The 16,659-nt window shown below is 59.9% G+C and carries 17 protein-coding genes and 1 other RNA gene; 14 read left to right on the top strand and 4 right to left on the bottom strand.

Going from position 1 to position 16,659, the window contains the following annotated elements:
* The first annotated feature begins 64 nt into the window (after positions 1-64).
* The 5 genes from petA (at position 65) to AAEZ05_RS19235 (ending at position 3,850) form a co-directional block, all read left to right on the top strand.
* Positions 65-658, top strand: a complete 594-nt coding sequence (petA, locus tag AAEZ05_RS19215) for a ubiquinol-cytochrome c reductase iron-sulfur subunit (RefSeq protein WP_045059273.1) — start codon at positions 65-67, stop codon at positions 656-658.
* Positions 658-1,869, top strand: coding sequence for a cytochrome b (locus tag AAEZ05_RS19220; RefSeq protein WP_045059274.1), 1,212 nt, complete (start codon positions 658-660; stop codon positions 1,867-1,869). Before petA ends, AAEZ05_RS19220 begins: the two co-directional genes overlap by 1 nt.
* Complete coding sequence (locus AAEZ05_RS19225) at positions 1,869-2,651, top strand: cytochrome c1 (protein ID WP_045059275.1); 783 nt, start codon at positions 1,869-1,871, stop codon at positions 2,649-2,651. Before AAEZ05_RS19220 ends, AAEZ05_RS19225 begins: the two co-directional genes overlap by 1 nt.
* 151 nt (positions 2,652-2,802) lie before the next feature.
* On the top strand, positions 2,803-3,420 hold the full coding sequence (locus tag AAEZ05_RS19230; RefSeq protein ID WP_007905304.1) for a glutathione S-transferase N-terminal domain-containing protein: 618 nt from the start codon (positions 2,803-2,805) through the stop codon (positions 3,418-3,420).
* Positions 3,421-3,436: 16 nt separating this feature from the next.
* Positions 3,437-3,850: a ClpXP protease specificity-enhancing factor gene (locus tag AAEZ05_RS19235; RefSeq protein ID WP_045059276.1), complete on the top strand. Its 414-nt coding sequence runs from the start codon at positions 3,437-3,439 to the stop codon at positions 3,848-3,850.
* A 157-nt stretch (positions 3,851-4,007) separates the two neighbouring features.
* Here AAEZ05_RS19235 and AAEZ05_RS19240 read toward each other — a convergent pair whose 3' ends face one another.
* The 4 genes from AAEZ05_RS19240 to AAEZ05_RS19255 form a co-directional block, all read right to left on the bottom strand.
* Complete coding sequence (locus AAEZ05_RS19240; protein ID WP_045059277.1) at positions 4,008-4,586, bottom strand: BON domain-containing protein; 579 nt, start codon at positions 4,584-4,586, stop codon at positions 4,008-4,010.
* Positions 4,583-5,176, bottom strand: coding sequence for a phosphoheptose isomerase (locus AAEZ05_RS19245; RefSeq protein WP_045059278.1), 594 nt, complete (start codon positions 5,174-5,176; stop codon positions 4,583-4,585). The genes AAEZ05_RS19240 and AAEZ05_RS19245 overlap by 4 nt, the downstream gene beginning before the upstream one ends.
* 104 nt (positions 5,177-5,280) lie before the next feature.
* Positions 5,281-5,643: a YraN family protein gene (locus AAEZ05_RS19250; RefSeq protein ID WP_350648462.1), complete on the bottom strand. Its 363-nt coding sequence runs from the start codon at positions 5,641-5,643 to the stop codon at positions 5,281-5,283.
* Positions 5,643-7,454: a penicillin-binding protein activator gene (locus tag AAEZ05_RS19255; RefSeq protein ID WP_350648464.1), complete on the bottom strand. Its 1,812-nt coding sequence runs from the start codon at positions 7,452-7,454 to the stop codon at positions 5,643-5,645. Before AAEZ05_RS19255 ends, AAEZ05_RS19250 begins: the two co-directional genes overlap by 1 nt.
* 176 nt (positions 7,455-7,630) lie before the next feature.
* On the opposite strand from AAEZ05_RS19255, the gene rsmI reads away from it, so the two are divergent.
* The 9 genes from rsmI to mraY all read left to right on the top strand — a co-directional run bounded on the left by rsmI (position 7,631) and on the right by mraY (position 16,654).
* Entirely contained in the window at positions 7,631-8,536 is a 906-nt protein-coding gene (rsmI, locus tag AAEZ05_RS19260) for a 16S rRNA (cytidine(1402)-2'-O)-methyltransferase (protein ID WP_205891606.1), read from the top strand.
* Between the two features lie 76 nt (positions 8,537-8,612).
* Positions 8,613-8,966: RNase P RNA component class A (gene rnpB / locus AAEZ05_RS19265), an RNA gene on the top strand.
* A gap of 354 nt (positions 8,967-9,320) precedes the next feature.
* Entirely contained in the window at positions 9,321-9,776 is a 456-nt protein-coding gene (mraZ, locus tag AAEZ05_RS19270) for a division/cell wall cluster transcriptional repressor MraZ (protein WP_008147486.1), read from the top strand.
* Positions 9,773-10,720: a 16S rRNA (cytosine(1402)-N(4))-methyltransferase RsmH gene (gene rsmH, locus AAEZ05_RS19275; RefSeq protein ID WP_045059282.1), complete on the top strand. Its 948-nt coding sequence runs from the start codon at positions 9,773-9,775 to the stop codon at positions 10,718-10,720. The genes mraZ and rsmH overlap by 4 nt, the downstream gene beginning before the upstream one ends.
* Positions 10,717-11,010, top strand: a complete 294-nt coding sequence (ftsL, locus tag AAEZ05_RS19280; RefSeq protein ID WP_045059283.1) for a cell division protein FtsL — start codon at positions 10,717-10,719, stop codon at positions 11,008-11,010. The genes rsmH and ftsL overlap by 4 nt, the downstream gene beginning before the upstream one ends.
* Positions 11,010-12,749, top strand: coding sequence for a peptidoglycan D,D-transpeptidase FtsI family protein (locus AAEZ05_RS19285; protein ID WP_350599906.1), 1,740 nt, complete (start codon positions 11,010-11,012; stop codon positions 12,747-12,749). Before ftsL ends, AAEZ05_RS19285 begins: the two co-directional genes overlap by 1 nt.
* Complete coding sequence (locus tag AAEZ05_RS19290; protein WP_205891607.1) at positions 12,749-14,212, top strand: UDP-N-acetylmuramoyl-L-alanyl-D-glutamate--2,6-diaminopimelate ligase; 1,464 nt, start codon at positions 12,749-12,751, stop codon at positions 14,210-14,212. Before AAEZ05_RS19285 ends, AAEZ05_RS19290 begins: the two co-directional genes overlap by 1 nt.
* Positions 14,205-15,572: a UDP-N-acetylmuramoyl-tripeptide--D-alanyl-D-alanine ligase gene (locus AAEZ05_RS19295; RefSeq protein WP_350648466.1), complete on the top strand. Its 1,368-nt coding sequence runs from the start codon at positions 14,205-14,207 to the stop codon at positions 15,570-15,572. Before AAEZ05_RS19290 ends, AAEZ05_RS19295 begins: the two co-directional genes overlap by 8 nt.
* Positions 15,572-16,654, top strand: coding sequence for a phospho-N-acetylmuramoyl-pentapeptide-transferase (mraY, locus tag AAEZ05_RS19300; RefSeq protein WP_045059287.1), 1,083 nt, complete (start codon positions 15,572-15,574; stop codon positions 16,652-16,654). The genes AAEZ05_RS19295 and mraY overlap by 1 nt, the downstream gene beginning before the upstream one ends.
* The last annotated feature ends 5 nt before the right edge of the window (positions 16,655-16,659 follow it).

Genomic DNA, 16,659 nt, shown 5'->3' on the forward strand with positions numbered 1-16,659 from the left:
GTACATAGATTTACTTAGTAGATGCCTGATTTAACAGGCCACAAAGCTGATGGGAGAGGACTGAATGAGCAATGACGGCGTGAATGCAGGCCGGCGTCGCTTCTTGGTAGCAGCCACATCCGTGGTGGGTGCTGCAGGAGCGGTGGGGGCTGCGGTCCCGTTCGTGGGGTCATGGTTTCCCAGTGCCAAGGCGAAAGCCGCAGGTGCACCGGTGAAAGTGAATGTCAGCAAAATCGAACCAGGTCAGCAGATGATTGCTGAGTGGCGCGGTCAGCCGGTGTTCATCGTCCGCCGTACCGAGGAAATCCTGGGGAATCTGAAGAAGATCGAGGGCCAGTTGTCTGACCCGACCTCCAAGAACTCGACACAACCGACCTATGTCGACCCGGAAACGCGTTCGATCAAGCCAGAGGTACTGCTGCTGATCGGAATCTGCACGCACCTGGGTTGCTCGCCGACTTTCCGTCCGGAAGTGGCTCCCGCAGATCTGGGCAAGGATTGGGTAGGTGGTTATTTCTGCCCTTGCCACGGTTCCCACTACGACCTGGCTGGCCGCGTCTACAAGTCGCAACCTGCGCCTTTGAACCTGCCAGTTCCCCCGCATTCCTATGAGACCGACGAGATCATTGTCGTCGGCGTCGATACGGAGAACGCGTGATGAGCAAGTTCATGGATTGGGTGGATGCGCGCTTTCCTGCCACTAAAATGTGGGAAGACCATCTCAGCAAGTATTACGCTCCGAAGAACTTCAACTTCTTCTATTTCTTTGGCTCCCTCGCACTGCTCGTTCTGGTCAACCAGATCGTCACCGGTGTCTGGCTGACCATGAGCTACACCCCGTCGGCGGAAGAAGCCTTTGCCTCCGTCGAATACATCATGCGTGACGTCGAGTACGGCTCCATCCTGCGTCTGTTGCACGCGGTGGGTGCCTCGATGTTCTTCATCGTGGTCTACCTGCACATGTTCCGTGGCTTGCTCTACGGTTCGTATCAGAAGCCGCGGGAGCTGGTGTGGGTCTTCGGCATGCTGATTTACCTGGCGCTGATGGCTGAGGCTTTCATGGGCTACCTGCTGCCTTGGGGCCAGATGTCCTACTGGGGTGCCCAGGTGATCATCTCGCTGTTCGGTGCGATCCCGGTCATCGGTGACGACCTGACCCAGTGGATCCGTGGTGACTACCTGATTTCCGGCATCACCCTGAACCGCTTCTTTGCGCTACACGTCGTGGCCTTGCCGATCGTGATTCTCGGTCTGGTGGTGCTGCACGTCCTGGCGCTGCACGAAGTCGGGTCGAACAACCCGGACGGCGTGGACATCAAGAAACACAAAGACGAAAACGGCGTACCGCTGGACGGCATTGCCTTCCACCCGTACTACACCGTGAAAGATATCGTCGGCGTGGTGGTGTTCCTGTTCATCTTCTGCTCGATTGTATTCTTCTTCCCGGAAATGGGCGGCTACTTCCTGGAGAAGCCGAACTTTGAAGTGGCCAACGCCTTCAAGACCCCAGAGCACATTGCTCCGGTCTGGTACTTCACTCCGTTCTACGCGATCTTGCGCGCGGTTCCAGACAAGCTCCTGGGCGTAATTGCCATGGGTGCGGCCATCGCGGTGCTGTTCGTACTGCCGTGGCTGGATCGCAGTCCGGTCAAGTCAATGCGCTACAAGGGCTGGCTGAGCAAGATCTGGCTGGTGTTGTTCTGCGTGTCGTTCGTGATCCTGGGCATCCTCGGTGTCCTGGCTCCGACTCCGGGCCGTACCTTGCTGTCGCAGGTGTGTACCTTCCTGTACTTCGCCTACTTCATTCTGATGCCTTTCTACACCAGGCTCGAGAAGACCAAACCGGTTCCGGATAGGGTGACTGGCTGATGAAAAAGCTATTTGCTGTACTGATTCTTGCTGCATTGCCTGTGCTGTCCTTTGCCGCTGAGCACGGCGGTCCAGAGCTGGAAAAGGTCGACATCGACGTTTCCGACAAGGCTGCCTTGCAAGACGGCGCGCGTACGTTCGCCAACTACTGCATGGGTTGCCACAGCGCCAAGTTTCAGCGTTACGAGCGAGTTGCCGACGACCTGGGTATCCCGCACGACCTGATGCTCTCGAACCTGGTGTTCACGGGTGCCAAGATCGGCGACCACATGAGCATCGGCATGCAACCGGCAGATGCCAAGACCTGGTTCGGTGCGGCACCGCCCGACCTGACCCTGGTCGCCCGCGTGCGTGGCACCGACTGGCTGTATGGTTACCTGAAGTCGTTCTACGAAGATCCTGCGCGCCCTTGGGGCGTCAACAACAAGGTCTTCCCGAACGTCGGCATGCCTAACGTGCTGGTCGGCCTGCAAGGTCGCCAGGTTGTCGGCTGCAAGCAGGTGCAGATCGTCGAGGACGGCAAGAAGCAATATGACCCTCTGACGGGTACGCCGCTGACGCATGAAGCCTGTGATCAACTGACCATCGTGCCGAAAAGTGGGGCGCTGACTGAAGAGCAGTTCGATGAGAAGGTCAAGAATCTGGTAACCTTCCTCGCTTACTCGGCTAACCCGGTTAAGCTGCAACATCAGCGCATCGGTACGTACGTATTGCTGTACCTGGCGTTCTTCTTCGTATTCGCTTACCTGCTCAAGCGCGAATACTGGAAAGACGTGCACTGATAACGTTTCAAGCAATTGCTGTTAATCGCGCGCGCCCAAGGGCGTCTCTGAAGATGTAACGTATCTGGTTATCCAGAGGTTACGGAGAGGCGCCCTCTGGGCGCGCTCGTTTTTTCCGCTTTCGAAATTTCAACAAGCGAGGAGGACCGCCATGGGCGTGACCAATCGGTTGGCCTGTTACTCCGACCCCGCCGACCACTATTCCCACCGGGTACGCATCGTACTCGCAGAGAAGGGTGTCAGCGCCGAGATCATTTATGTGGAAGCTGGTCGCCAGCCGCCTAAACTGATCGAAGTGAACCCTTACGGGAGTTTGCCCACCCTGGTTGATCGTGACCTGGCGTTGTGGGAATCGACCGTAGTGATGGAATATCTGGATGAGCGTTACCCGCACCCGCCGCTACTGCCGGTTTATCCCGTGGCGCGTGCAAACAGCCGTCTGCTGATCCATCGTATCCAGCGTGACTGGTGTGGCCTGGTGGATCTGATTCTGGATTCGCGGACCAAGGAAGCAGCCCGCGTCGTGGCCCGCAAGGAGCTGCGCGAGAGCCTGACAGGCGTGTCGCCGTTGTTCGCGGACAAGCCGTTTTTCCTCAGTGAGGAACAAAGTCTGGTGGATTGCTGCCTATTACCAATACTCTGGCGCTTGCCGATTCTGGGTATTGAATTGCCGCGGCCTGCGAAGCCGCTGCTTGATTATATGGAGCGCTCGTTTGCGCGTGAGGCTTTCCAGGCAAGTCTGTCTGGTGTCGAACGCGATATGCGCTAAGGCTTAAGGAGCCGCTATGAACTCCAGTCGACCTTATCTGGTCCGCGCGCTCTATGAGTGGATTGTAGATAACGATTGCACCCCGCACATGCTGGTCAATTCCGAGTACCCGTCGGTGCAGGTGCCTCAGGGTTTTGCCAGTGAAGGGCAGATTGTCCTGAACGTATCGCCGGCAGCCGTGCGGCATTTGCACATGGACAACGAAGCGGTCAGCTTCGAAGGGCGCTTCGGTGGCGTGCCGCACACCCTGTACGTGCCTATCGCATCGATCCTGGGCATTTACGCTCGGGAGAACGGTCAGGGCATGGTGTTTGATCTGGAATCGCCTATGGAAGACGAGGAAGAGATCGAGCCGGATGACGATGTTCCGCCGCCCGACAGCGAGCCGCCGCGACCAAGCGGAAGGCCGAGTTTGAAGGTGGTGAAGTAATAAAAAAGGCGATCCGGATGGATCGCCTTTTTTATTGCTTCACCACCTTCAAACCCTTAGGAGCTGCCGAAGGCTGCGATCTTTTGATTTTGATTTTTCCAAAGATCAAAAGATCGCAGCCTCGTTTCACTCGACAGCTCTTACAGATCGTGGCGCATCAATCGATGTACTCGAACAACTTGACAATCTTCTGCACGCCAGACACGCCTTGCACCAGATTGGTCGCCTGGGCCGCTTCCTGCTTGGTCAGCAGGCCCAGCAGGTAGACGATGCCATTCTCGGTGACAACCTTGATGCGCGAGCCCGGAATGCTCGCATCGGTCAGCATCTGGGTCTTGATCTTGGAGGTCAGCCAGGTGTCGTTCTGGCGAGCGAGGAAGCCTGAAGGTGGCAGTACCTGCAGTTCGTTATGCACCGTCTTCACGCGCTGGACCGAAGAGGCGGCCTGTTCGGCCTTGGCCTTCAGGTCTGCGGTAGGCGTTTGCCCGGCCAGCAATACCACGCCGTTGAAGCTGGTGACTACGATGTGCGAATCGTTGTCCAGGGCGGGGTCGGCCTTGGCGATGTTCACGCCGACCTTGGTTTCGATCAGGGTGTCATCGATCTTGCTGCCGAAGGTGCGGGTCCCGCGGTCATCATCAATCGGCGCCTCACGGCTGGCGTTAACCACCGAAGTGCAGCCGCTGATACCGAGGCATAGTGTCAGGGCCATCAGGCCTAGGCGATTAGGGGTCATTCTTCACTCCCGAACAGTTGGCTGTCGATCAAGTCGCAGAGGCAATGGATCGCCAGCAGGTGGACTTCCTGAATACGTGCAGTGACGTTGGCCGGGACGCGGATCTCGACGTCCTCGGGCAAAAGCAGTGATGCCATGCCACCACCGTCGCGGCCCGTCATTGCTACGACAATCATTTCGCGATCATGTGCGGCCTGGATCGCTTGAATAATATTGGCCGAGTTGCCGCTGGTCGAAATTGCCAGCAATACGTCGCCTGGTTGGCCCAGGGCGCGGATCTGCTTGGAGAAGATTTCGTTATAGCTGTAGTCGTTGGCGATCGAGGTGATCGTCGAGCTGTCGGTGGTCAGCGCAATGGCTGGGAGGCTGGGGCGCTCGCGTTCGAAGCGGTTGAGCAGCTCCGAGGAAAAATGCTGGGCGTCACCAGCAGAACCGCCGTTGCCGCAGGACAGCATCTTGCCCTCGTTGAGCAGGGCGTTGACCATCACCTGGCTGGCTTGCTCGATGTGCGGTGCAAGTACGTCCATCGCCATTTGCTTGGTGTCGATACTGGCCTGAAAAAGCTGGCGAATTCGGGATTGCATGTCCATCTGTGTGACCTTAATTAGCGCGGCTACCTGGCACAGGAATGTGCAGCCCGCAAAGCAAAGAGCAAAAGTGTTGGGTGGAAGTGTCCGGTTCAGCGCGCAGTCGATCAGCTGTCGAAGGCATTTTGCAACCAGTTCAACTGATCGAGATTGCTGTCGATGGCAATCACGTCGAAACGGCAAGGGGAATTGGCCCAGCGCGACTCGCACTGAAGAAAATACTGCGCGGCAAAAATCAGCTTCTGCCGTTTGCGCTCATCGATGCTATCGAGCGCGCCACCCCATTGAGTGTTTTTTCTGTAGCGGACTTCAACGAATACTACTGTATCGCCATCGAGCATGACCAGATCAAGCTCGCCGCGTTTGCATAACCAGTTCTGCGCCAGCAGGCGCAGACCCTGTTGTTGCAGATGCTCGAGCGCATGGCGCTCGGCATCCTGACCGCTTTGTCGGCGTGTCCTCTCGGGCATCAGCGCGAGGTGTCCGGCAGGCGCTGGACCTGGCCATTGACGAACTGCGCCCACGGCAACTGACGTTCGACGCGCTGGTTCTGGGTCATGCCCAGGCTGCCCGACTCACCCTCGATGCGGCTGTCCGGCAAAGCCTTGAGCTGCCCCAGGCGAGGTGCCAGGCGGTAGGCATCGGCGCCCATCGCATACAGGCGTCCCAGGCTGCCGGCGGCTTGTGGCCATTGGGCGGTAACCTGTTTGCGCAGCGGATCGTTGACGTCCAGCAACCATGGGGTTTCGCAGAACCGCACGCCATTCATATCGTTGTACTGGTTCACATCACCGCTGGCACTGTACACGTGGGACGTGGCGTAGACCGGCACGTCACCCGCGTACTGGAAGTTCAGGGTCGGCTTGATCTGCTGGGCTTGCTGCGGAGTTGCCGCCAGGAAGATGAACTCGATGTCCTGGCGACGCGAAGGCTGGGCGGCGACCTGCGAACCTATCGTGGTTTGCAGGCTCTTGGCACGACCTTCGCTCTGACGCAGCTGGAACATGTCGGCAATCTGCTGGGCCAGTTGCACCGGCTGGTCAACGCGTTCGGTGGCGACGATGCTGCCGCCGTTGGCTTGCCAATCCTGGCTGAACGCTCGCAGTACACGGTCGCCCCATTCACCTTTGGGTACCATGATGGCGGCGCGGGTCAGGCCGTCGGCGCGAGCGCGGCGGGAGACTTCCCGGGCTTCGTCCTCGGCGGCAAGCCCAAACTGGAACAGTTGGGCCGGACCCTGGGTGCCTTCACTGTAGTTCAGGGCCAGGGTAGTGATCGGCAGTTGCGGGCGAGTGCTGAGTTGTTTGACCAGTGGCTTTTCCAGTGGCCCCACGACCAGTTGCACGCCGTCGGCCTGGGCCTTGCGATAGAACTCGTCCATGGAGGTCAGGCGCGAGCTGTCATAGAACTCGATGGCCGGCGGATTCTGACCGGCTTGCTGTGCCTGGTAGTGGGCGGCCATGAAGCCTTCGCGCAGCGCCTTGCCGACAGCGGCCAGCGGGCCGTCCTGTGGCAACAGCAGGCCGATCTTGCCCAGGGGCTGGCTGGCCAGTTCCTTGAGCTTGGTCAGGGGGATTGGCAACTGGATGGCTGCCGGATGCTTGGGGTTCTGGGCGCGCCAGTTGTCGATCGCGGCCTGCTGTTGCTCCAGGGTGCCCGCCGTCTTCACGGCCAGCGCCAGGCTCATCCAGCCACCGAGGTCATCGGTGGAGGTGGGCTGCAGTTGGTCGGTTGGCAGCGAAGCGATCAGGGTCCAGATCGCTTCATGGTTCTTGCCGGCGGCTTCGCCTTCGAGCATGGGCGCAATGAAAATGCGCTCCCGTGCAGCCGCCAACGCTTGTCCCTCGGCTTCAAGCGCGCGGGCATGCACGGTACCGGTACGCACCTGTTGCTCGACCGGCAGTTCGCTCAGGCGCTGCAGGCTCGGATGGCTCAATGCAGTCAGCGCTGCCTTGGGCTGATTGCGCGCCATTGCCAGTTCTGCGGCCAGCGTGCTGGCGAACACCTGTTGTCCAGGCTTGAGTTGTTCCATCGGTACTTGCTGGAGGATTTGCGCCGATTGGCCAGCGTTACCCTGGCGATAGGCCAGGTCGGCGGCGCTCAAGCGTAACAGCGCAGCTTTTTCCGGGTCTTTGCTCTGGGAAGCCTGCTCGAGCAGTTGCTCGATACTGGCATCCGGAGTCCGTGGAAGGTCGCCCAGGCTGGAGGAGGGCGAGCTGGCGCAGGCCGCCAGCAAGGCAGCGAGGCAGAGGGCAGTGAACAGCCGCAGGCAAGCGATCATGTAGTGTTCCTGATACTCGATCAAATTAGCGTGGAATTGTACCCAAGCACTGGCCGGGGCGCGATGTTACTGGCGTGAATCGATCAATTTAGCTCATGCAAATGTTGCAGCACGGCAACTGAGGCAGGTAAACCTGCAGTGGCAGACGCCTGTCGCCAGCGGCGCTACGCGCTACAATGGCGACTTTTAACGATCATGAGGTGTGCGCTTTGACTGCTCCAGGTGCTTTGAATTCCGCTGCTGGCTCGCTTTATGTGGTGGCGACGCCCATCGGCAACCTGGACGACATCAGTGCGCGCGCCCTGAAGATCCTCCGTGATGTCGCCTTGATTGCCGCCGAAGATACCCGGCACTCCCAGCGCCTGATGCAGCACTTTGGCATTCCAACGCCGCTGGCGGCCTGTCATGAGCACAACGAACGGGATGAAGGTAGCCGCTTTATTACCCGGTTGCTGGCAGGGGACGATGTGGCATTGATATCCGATGCCGGCACGCCGTTGATTTCCGATCCGGGCTACCACCTGGTGCGTCAGGCGCGCGCGGCCGGCATTAATGTAGTGCCCGTCCCGGGTGCCTGTGCATTGATTGCGGCATTGTCGGCTGCGGGCCTGCCGTCGGACCGCTTCATCTTCGAAGGGTTTCTGCCCGCCAAGGCAGTAGGCCGCCGGGCCCGCCTGGAGCTGGTCAAGGAAGAACCGCGTACCTTGATCTTCTATGAGGCGCCGCACCGTATCCTGGAGTGTCTGCAGGATATGGAACTGGTGTTTGGTGGTGAGCGTCCGGCCTTGCTGGCCCGGGAGATCACCAAGACTTTCGAAACCCTCAAGGGGCTGCCCCTGGCCGAGTTGCGCGAGTTCGTCGAGTCGGACAGCAATCAGCAGCGGGGCGAGTGCGTGGTGCTGGTGGCGGGTTGGTCCATGCCTGAAACAGAAGATGCGGTCAGCAGCGAGGCCATGCGCATCCTCAATCTTCTGCTCGAAGAGATGCCGCTCAAGCGTGCCGCCGCCCTGGCCGCGCAAATCACCGGTGAGCGCAAGAATGTGTTGTATCAGGTCGCGCTGGAAAAACAGAAGGGCGAGTGAAAACCCGACGCGCAGGAATGGCCAAAGGCTTTTAGCGCTTGTTCTTCGGCCGCTGTCCCGTTAACCTTCGCGGCGGAGAGTCGATCGGACAGTCGCTGCCCTCTATGAAAATTAGGGGGGGGAGGAAAGTCCGGGCTCCATAGGGCGAAGTGCCAGGTAATGCCTGGGAGGCGTGAGCCTACGGAAAGTGCCACAGAAAATAACCGCCTAAGCGCTTCGGCGCCGGTAAGGGTGAAAAGGTGCGGTAAGAGCGCACCGCACGTCTGGCAACAGTTCGTGGCTAGGTAAACCCCACTTGGAGCAAGACCAAATAGGGTCCCAAGGCGTGGCCCGCGCTGGGACCGGGTAGGTTGCTAAAGATGTCCAGTGATGGCCATCGTAGACGAATGACTGTTCAAGACAGAACCCGGCTTACAGATCGACTCTCCACCTTTTTCCCTCCCTGTTTGCAGCATTGGACAGGGCGCAGACAGTAGCGCTTTTCCTCCTTCCAGAAACCTCAGCAGAAGCACTTTCGTAATACCAAAAAAATCTTACACTTAACAAACTACTTTAACTTCCGGGCGCAGCCTTCAGTGCTGGTTCAAGTTATTGAGCAAGATTATGCGTCAGATTCTCGTTGCCCCCCCTTTTGCGCTCTTAAATCACAGTTATGTAAGACTTTTCCTTTACCGCGCGCCTTGACGGTGTGGTGGGCGCATTCCTATAGTGTGCGCAAGTGGCGGAAAGTGGCATGAAGTGGGTTTTTTGAGCTCAAAACGCTAAAATTTGGAGAAACGCTGACGTGTTTCGCGGAGCTAACGCTATCAGTCTCGACGCAAAAGGCCGTCTCGCTATGCCGAGCCGGTATCGCGACGAGCTCGTTTCGCGTAGTTCCGGGCAGTTAATCGTCACGATCGATGCCGTTGATCCCTGTTTGTGTGTTTACCCCCTCGATGAGTGGGAAATTATTGAAACCAAATTGCGCGCACTGCCTTCGCTTCGCGAAGAAAACCGCCGCCTGCAACGTTTACTGATTGGTAACGCCGTCGACCTCGAGCTCGATGGCAGTGGTCGTTTTCTGGTTCCGCCGCGTTTGCGTGAATATGCCAAGTTGGATAAGCGCGCGATGTTGGTAGGCCAACTGAACAAGTTCCAATTATGGGACGAGGATGCCTGGGATGCGGTTTCTGCCGCTGACCTGGCTGCTATTCAACAACCGGGCGCCATGCCTGATGAACTGCGTGATTTAATTCTGTGACTATTGATAGCGGCTTCAACCACATCACCGTACTGCTTGACGAAGCCGTGGAGGCTCTCGCCGTACGTCCTGATGGCTGCTATCTGGACGGTACGTTCGGACGCGGCGGACACAGCCGTTTGATCCTCAGCCAGCTGGGGCCCGATGGCCGGTTGCTGGGATTCGACAAAGATCCTCAAGCGATTGCCACTGGGCAAACGCTGGCGGCCGAAGACGGCCGCTTTGTCGTTGTGCAGCGCAGCTTTGCCGAGCTGGGCTCGGAAGTGGCCGAGCGCGGGCTGGCCGGCAAGGTCAGCGGGATCCTGCTGGACCTCGGCGTGTCTTCCCCGCAGCTTGACGACCCTGAGCGCGGTTTCAGTTTCCTCAACGACGGCCCGTTGGACATGCGCATGGATCCTTCGCGAGGGATCAGCGCTGCCGAATTCGTCAACACCGCGCCGGTGGAAGAGATTGCCCGGGTGTTCAAGGAATACGGCGAAGAACGTTTTTCCGGACGCATGGCTCGAGCCGTCGCTGAGCGTCGCGATATCAAGCCATTCGAGCGCACCGGCGACCTGGCTGAAGTCCTGAAAGTCGCTAACCCGGCATGGGAGAAGGGCAAGAACCCGGCCACCCGTGCTTTCCAGGGCTTGCGTATCCACGTCAACAACGAGCTGGGCGACCTGGAGGCTGGCCTCGAAGCCGCCCTGGAGTGCCTGGAAATCGGCGGCCGCCTGGTAGTGATCAGCTTTCATTCCCTGGAAGACCGCATCGTCAAGCTCTTCATGCGCAAGCTGGTGAAAGGCGAAGCGGACAACCTGCCGCGCAACCTGCCGGTGCGGCATGTGGCCTTCGAGCCGAAAATCAAAGTCCATGGCAAAGCGCAGTCCGCCTCCGAGGCCGAACTCAAAGCCAACCCACGTTCCCGTAGCGCCGTCATGCGTGTCGCGGAGAAGTTGCGGTGAGCAAGCTTTTCGCCAAGCCACTTCCCGGCGGAAGCTTTTTCATGCTGCTGCTATTTGTCGGTGTGCTCGTGTCGGCTATCGGCGTGTCCTACAGTGCCCACTGGAACCGCCAGTTGCTGAACTCGCTGTACAACGAATTGAGCGTGCGCGACAAGGCGCAGGCGGAGTGGGGGCGGCTGATTCTCGAGCAGAGTACCTGGACCGCACACAGCCGAATCGAAGTTCTGGCCTCAGAGCAACTGAAGATGCGCATTCCCGGCGCAGCTGAAGTGCAAATGGTGGCGCCATGATGAAACTCGAGGGCGCACTGTTCCCATGGCGGTTTCGCCTGGTACTGGGCTTGCTCGGCGTCATGGTCGCGGCGATCTGCTGGCGTATCATTGACCTGCAAATCGTTGACCGTGCGTTCCTTAAAGGCCAGGGCGATGCGCGCAGCGTTCGTCACATTCCCATTCCGGCTCACCGTGGCCTGATCACCGACCGTAACGGCGAGCCTTTGGCCGTCAGTACGCCGGTCACCACGCTGTGGGCCAACGCCAAGGAAATGCAACAGGCCAAAGAGAAGTGGCCAGCACTGGCGGCGGCTCTGGGCCAGGACCCGAAAGCCCTGAGCGAGCGTCTCGAAGCCCAGGCCAACAAGGAATTCATCTACCTGGTGCGTGGCCTGACCCCGGAGCAGGGGCAGTCGGTACTCGACCTGAAAGTACCCGGCGTCTATGGCATCGAAGAGTTCCGGCGTTTTTATCCTGCCGGTGAAGTCACCGCGCACATGGTCGGGTTCACCGATATCGACGACCACGGGCGCGAAGGAGTCGAGCTGGCCTATGACGAATGGCTCGCGGGTGTCCCGGGCAAGCGCCAGGTCATCAAGGACCGGCGCGGCCGACTGATCAAGGATGTACAGGTCACCAAAAACGCCAAGGCCGGCAAGCCCTTGGCGTTGTCCATTGACCTGCGCCTGCAATACCTGGCCAACCGCGAGCTGCGCAACGCAATCATCGAGAATGGCGCCAAGGCCGGCAGCCTGGTGATCATGGATGTGAAGACCGGCGAAATCCTCGCCATGGTCAACCAGCCAACATACAACCCGAACAACCGTCGCAACCTGCAGCCGGCGATGATGCGCAACCGCGCAATGATCGACGTGTTCGAGCCGGGTTCGACCATGAAAGCGATTTCCATGAGCGCCGCGATTGAATCCGGGCGCTGGAAACCGACCGATACCGTCGAGGTCTATCCAGGCAGCTTGCAGATCGGTAAATACACCATCAAGGACGTATCCAAGTCCGAGGGACCGGTACTCGACCTGACCGGTATCCTGATCAACTCCAGTAACGTCGGCATGAGCAAGATCGCCTTCGACATTGGCGGCGAAACCATTTTCCGCCTGGCGCAGAAAGTCGGCCTCGGCCAGGACACCGGCCTTGGCTTCCCGGGCGAGCGCGTCGGCAACCTGCCGAACTACCGCGAATGGCGCAAGGCTGAAACCGCCACGTTGTCCTACGGCTACGGTATTTCCGTGACCGCGATCCAGTTGGTGCACGCGTTTTCAGCCCTGGCCAACAACGGTCGCCTGGCGCCACTGACGCTGATCAAGACCGACAAGGCCCCGCAGACCACCCAGGTATTGCCCGAGACAGTCGCGAAGACCATGCAGACCATGCTGCAACAAGTGATCGAAGCCCCGCGCGGCGTGTTCCGTGCACAGGTCCCGGCTTATCACGTGGGCGGCAAGTCGGGTACCGCACGTAAAACCTCGGTTGGCACCAAAGGTTACGCCGAGAATTCCTACCGATCGCTGTTCGCCGGCTTCGGCCCGATGAGCGACCCGCGGTACGCAATCGTTGTAGTCATCGATGAACCAAGCAAAGCCGGTTACTTCGGCGGTCTGGTATCGGCGCCAGTGTTCAGCAAAGTGATGTCCGGGACCTTGCGCCTGATGAACATCACTCCTGACAACCTGCCTCCGGTCCAGCAGGCCAATGCCACCCCGGCTGTTCCGCTGAAAGCCAATGGAGGGCGCGGCTGATGTCTCTAAGTCTGAACAAGATATTTGCCCACGCCGGTCGTGATCTGCTGATCCGCGAACTGACCCTTGATAGCCGCAATGTGCGGGCTGGCGACCTGTTCCTGGCCGTGCCTGGCGGCAAGTTCGACGGCCGTGCGCACATCGGCGATGCCTTGCAGCGCGGCGCCGCGGCCGTGGCCTATGAGGTTGAAGGCGCTACCGTGCTGCCGATCACTGACGTGCCGCTGATTCCGGTCAAGGGCCTGGCAGCGCAGCTGTCGGACATCGCCGGGCGATTTTATGGTGACCCGAGCCGCCACCTGAACCTGGTCGGCGTCACTGGCACCAACGGCAAGACCAGCGTTACCCAGCTGGTCGCGCAAGCTCTGGACCTGCTCGGTCAGCACTGCGGCATTGTTGGCACCCTGGGCAGCGGTTTCTACGGCGCCCTGGAAAGCGGCCTGCACACGACGCCGAACCCGATAGCCGTACAGGCGACCCTCGCCGACTTGAAGAAAGCCGGGGCCAAGGCCGTGGCCATGGAAGTGTCCTCCCACGGTCTGGATCAGGGGCGAGTGACGGCCCTGGCGTTCGACGTGGCAGTGATGACCAACCTGTCCCGCGATCACCTCGATTACCACGGCACCATGCAGGCTTACGGTGAAGCCAAGGCGAAGCTGTTTGCCTGGAATGACCTGAAATGCCGCGTGGTGAATCTCGACGACGAGTTCGGCCGCCAGCTGGCCGCTGACAAACGCGAGTCGCGACTGATCACCTATAGCCTCGAAGACGCCCGCGCCTACCTTTATTGCCGTGAAGCGCATTTCGACGACGAAGGCGTGCGCGCCACGCTGGTCACGCCTCAGGGCGAGCATCACTTGCGCAGCACATTGCTCGGCCGGTTTAACCTGAGCAACGTGTTGGCCGCAGTCGGCGCCTTGCTCGGCCTGGATTACGCGCTCGACGAAATTCTCAAGGTGCTGCCGAAACTTGAAGGCCCGGCCGGTCGCATGCAGCGCCTGGGCGGCGGCACTCAACCGTTGGTGGTGGTCGATTACGCCCACACACCGGATGCGTTGGAAAAAGTATTGATGGCCCTGCGCCCACACGCCAAAGGGCGCCTGTTGTGCCTGTTCGGCTGCGGCGGTGACCGTGATCGCGGCAAGCGCCCGCTGATGGCGGAAGTGGTGGAGCGTCTGGCGGACGGCGTGCTGGTCACCGATGACAACCCGCGTACCGAAGACCCTTCGGTGATCTTCGACGACATTCGTGCCGGTTTCAGCGCTGTGGATAACGTAACCTTCGTTGCCGGTCGTGGCCAGGCGATTGCCCAGCTGATTGCCGGTGCCTCGGCCGATGACGTCATCGTGCTGGCGGGCAAAGGCCACGAGGACTATCAGGAAATCAACGGCGAACGTCAGCCGTTCTCCGACCTGGTCGAGGCCGATCGCGCCCTGACCGCATGGGAGGTGGCCCGTGCTTGAAGCCTTGAAATTGAGCGAACTCACCGGCGCGCTGAACGCCCGCCTGGTCAGTGCCGATGCGAGCTTCAACGGCGTCAGCATCGACAGCCGCGCGATCCAGCCGGGCCAGCTGTTCGTGGCCCTGACCGGTCCGCGGTTTGACGGGCATGACTATCTCAATGACGTCGCCGCCAAAGGCGCAGTAGCGGCATTGGTCGAGCGTGAAATCGCCGACAGCCCGCTGGCGCAACTGGTGGTCAAAGACACCCGCCAGGCCCTCGGTCAACTGGGCGCGATCAACCGTGTCGCGTTCACCCAGCCCGTGGCGGCCATTACCGGTTCCAGCGGCAAGACCACGGTCAAGGAAATGCTTGCAAGCATCCTGCGCACCCGTGGTCCCGTGCTGGCCACCCGCGGCAACCTGAACAACGACCTGGGCGCGCCCCTGACCTTGCTCGAACTGGCGCCGGAACATACCGCTGCCGTGATCGAACTGGGTGCTTCGCGTCTCGGCGAAATTGCCTACACCGTTGCGATGACCAAGCCCCATGTCGCCGTGCTCAATAACGCCGGGACTGCCCACGTGGGTGAGTTTGGCGGGCCGGAAAAAATCGTCGAGGCCAAGGGCGAGATTATCGAAGGGCTGGATGCCGACGGCGTCGCCGTGCTCAATCTAGATGACAAGGCTTTTGAAATCTGGAAGACCCGCGCAGCCGGTCGCAAAGTACTGACCTTTGCCCTGAGCAATGTCGCGGCCGACTTCTACGCAAGTGATCTGGATCGCGACGCTCGCGGCTGCCCGGCGTTCAACCTGCACAGTCCCGACGGTGTGGAGCGTGTTCAATTGAACCTGCTCGGCACCCATAACGTCGCTAATGCCATGGCTGCCGCAGCCGCTGCCCATGCGCTGGGTGTATCCCTGTTCGGCATTGCCACCGGCCTCGGCGCGGTGCAACCGGTCAAGGGTCGCACCGTTGCGCAGCTGGCCAGCAACGGCATGCGCGTCATCGATGACACTTACAACGCGAACCCCACCTCCATGTGCGCCGCCGTTGATATACTCGCCGGCTTTTCCGGCCGCACCGTTCTGGTGCTCGGGGATATCGGCGAGTTGGGTGACTGGGCGGAGCAGGGGCACCGCGACGTGGGCGAATACGCCCGCGGCAAAGTCAGCGCGCTTTACGCTGTTGGGCCAATGATGGCCCACGCCGTGACCGCGTTTGGCGAGCACGCCCGTCACTTCAGCACTCAGGCTGAACTGATCCAGGCCCTCGGCGCCGAGCAAGACACCAACACCACCATTTTGATCAAGGGCTCGCGCAGCGCTGCGATGGAAAACATCGTTGCCGCTTTGTGCGGGTCCAGTTTGGAGAAACATTAATGCTGCTGCTGCTAGCGGAGTACATGCAACAGTTCTACAAAGGCTTCGCGGTCTTCCAGTACCTGACCCTGCGCGGGATTCTCGGTGTGCTGACCGCGCTGGTCCTTTCGCTGTGCTATGGCCCGTGGATGATTCGTACCCTGCAGAAGCGTCAGATCGGCCAATCGGTTCGTAACGACGGTCCGCAATCGCACCTGTCCAAGTCGGGCACCCCGACCATGGGCGGCGCGCTGATCCTGTCTTCGATCGGCGTCAGCACCTTGCTCTGGGCTGACCTGAGCAACCGCTACGTCTGGACCGTATTGCTGGTGACCCTGCTGTTCGGCGCGATCGGCTGGGTGGATGACTACCGCAAGGTGATCGAGAAAAACTCCCGTGGCCTGCCGAGCCGCTGGAAATACTTCTGGCAGTCGGTATTCGGCCTGGGCGCGGCGATCTTCCTGTTCATGACCGCCACCACGCCTGTGGAAACCACGCTGATCCTGCCGATGCTCAAGGACTACAGCATTCCATTGGGCGCGGGCTTCATTGTCCTGACCTACTTCGTCATCGTCGGCTCGAGCAATGCGGTCAACCTGACCGACGGTCTCGATGGCCTGGCGATCATGCCGACCGTGATGGTCGGTGGCGGGCTGGGGATCTTCTGCTACCTGTCGGGTAACGTGAAATTCGCCGAATACCTGCTGATTCCTTATGTGCCGGGTGCCGGTGAACTCATCGTATTCTGCGGCGCGTTGATCGGTGCGGGCCTGGGCTTCCTCTGGTTCAACACCTATCCGGCCCAAGTCTTCATGGGTGACGTCGGCGCGCTGGCGCTGGGCGCTGCCCTGGGAACCATCGCGGTCATCGTCCGTCAGGAAATCGTCCTGTTCATCATGGGCGGTGTGTTCGTGATGGAAACCCTGTCGGTGGTCATCCAGGTGGCCTCCTTCAAGTTGACCGGCCGCCGGGTGTTCCGCATGGCACCCATACACCACCATTTTGAACTCAAGGGCTGGCCCGAGCCGCGCGTGATCGTCCGATTCTGGATCATCACCGTGATTCTCGTACTGGTTGGCCTTGCCACCCTGAAGCTGAGGTAGAACGA

This window comes from Pseudomonas sp. HY13-MNA-CIBAN-0226, assembly GCF_040310305.1.
Lineage (GTDB): Bacteria > Pseudomonadota > Gammaproteobacteria > Pseudomonadales > Pseudomonadaceae > Aquipseudomonas > Aquipseudomonas gregormendelii.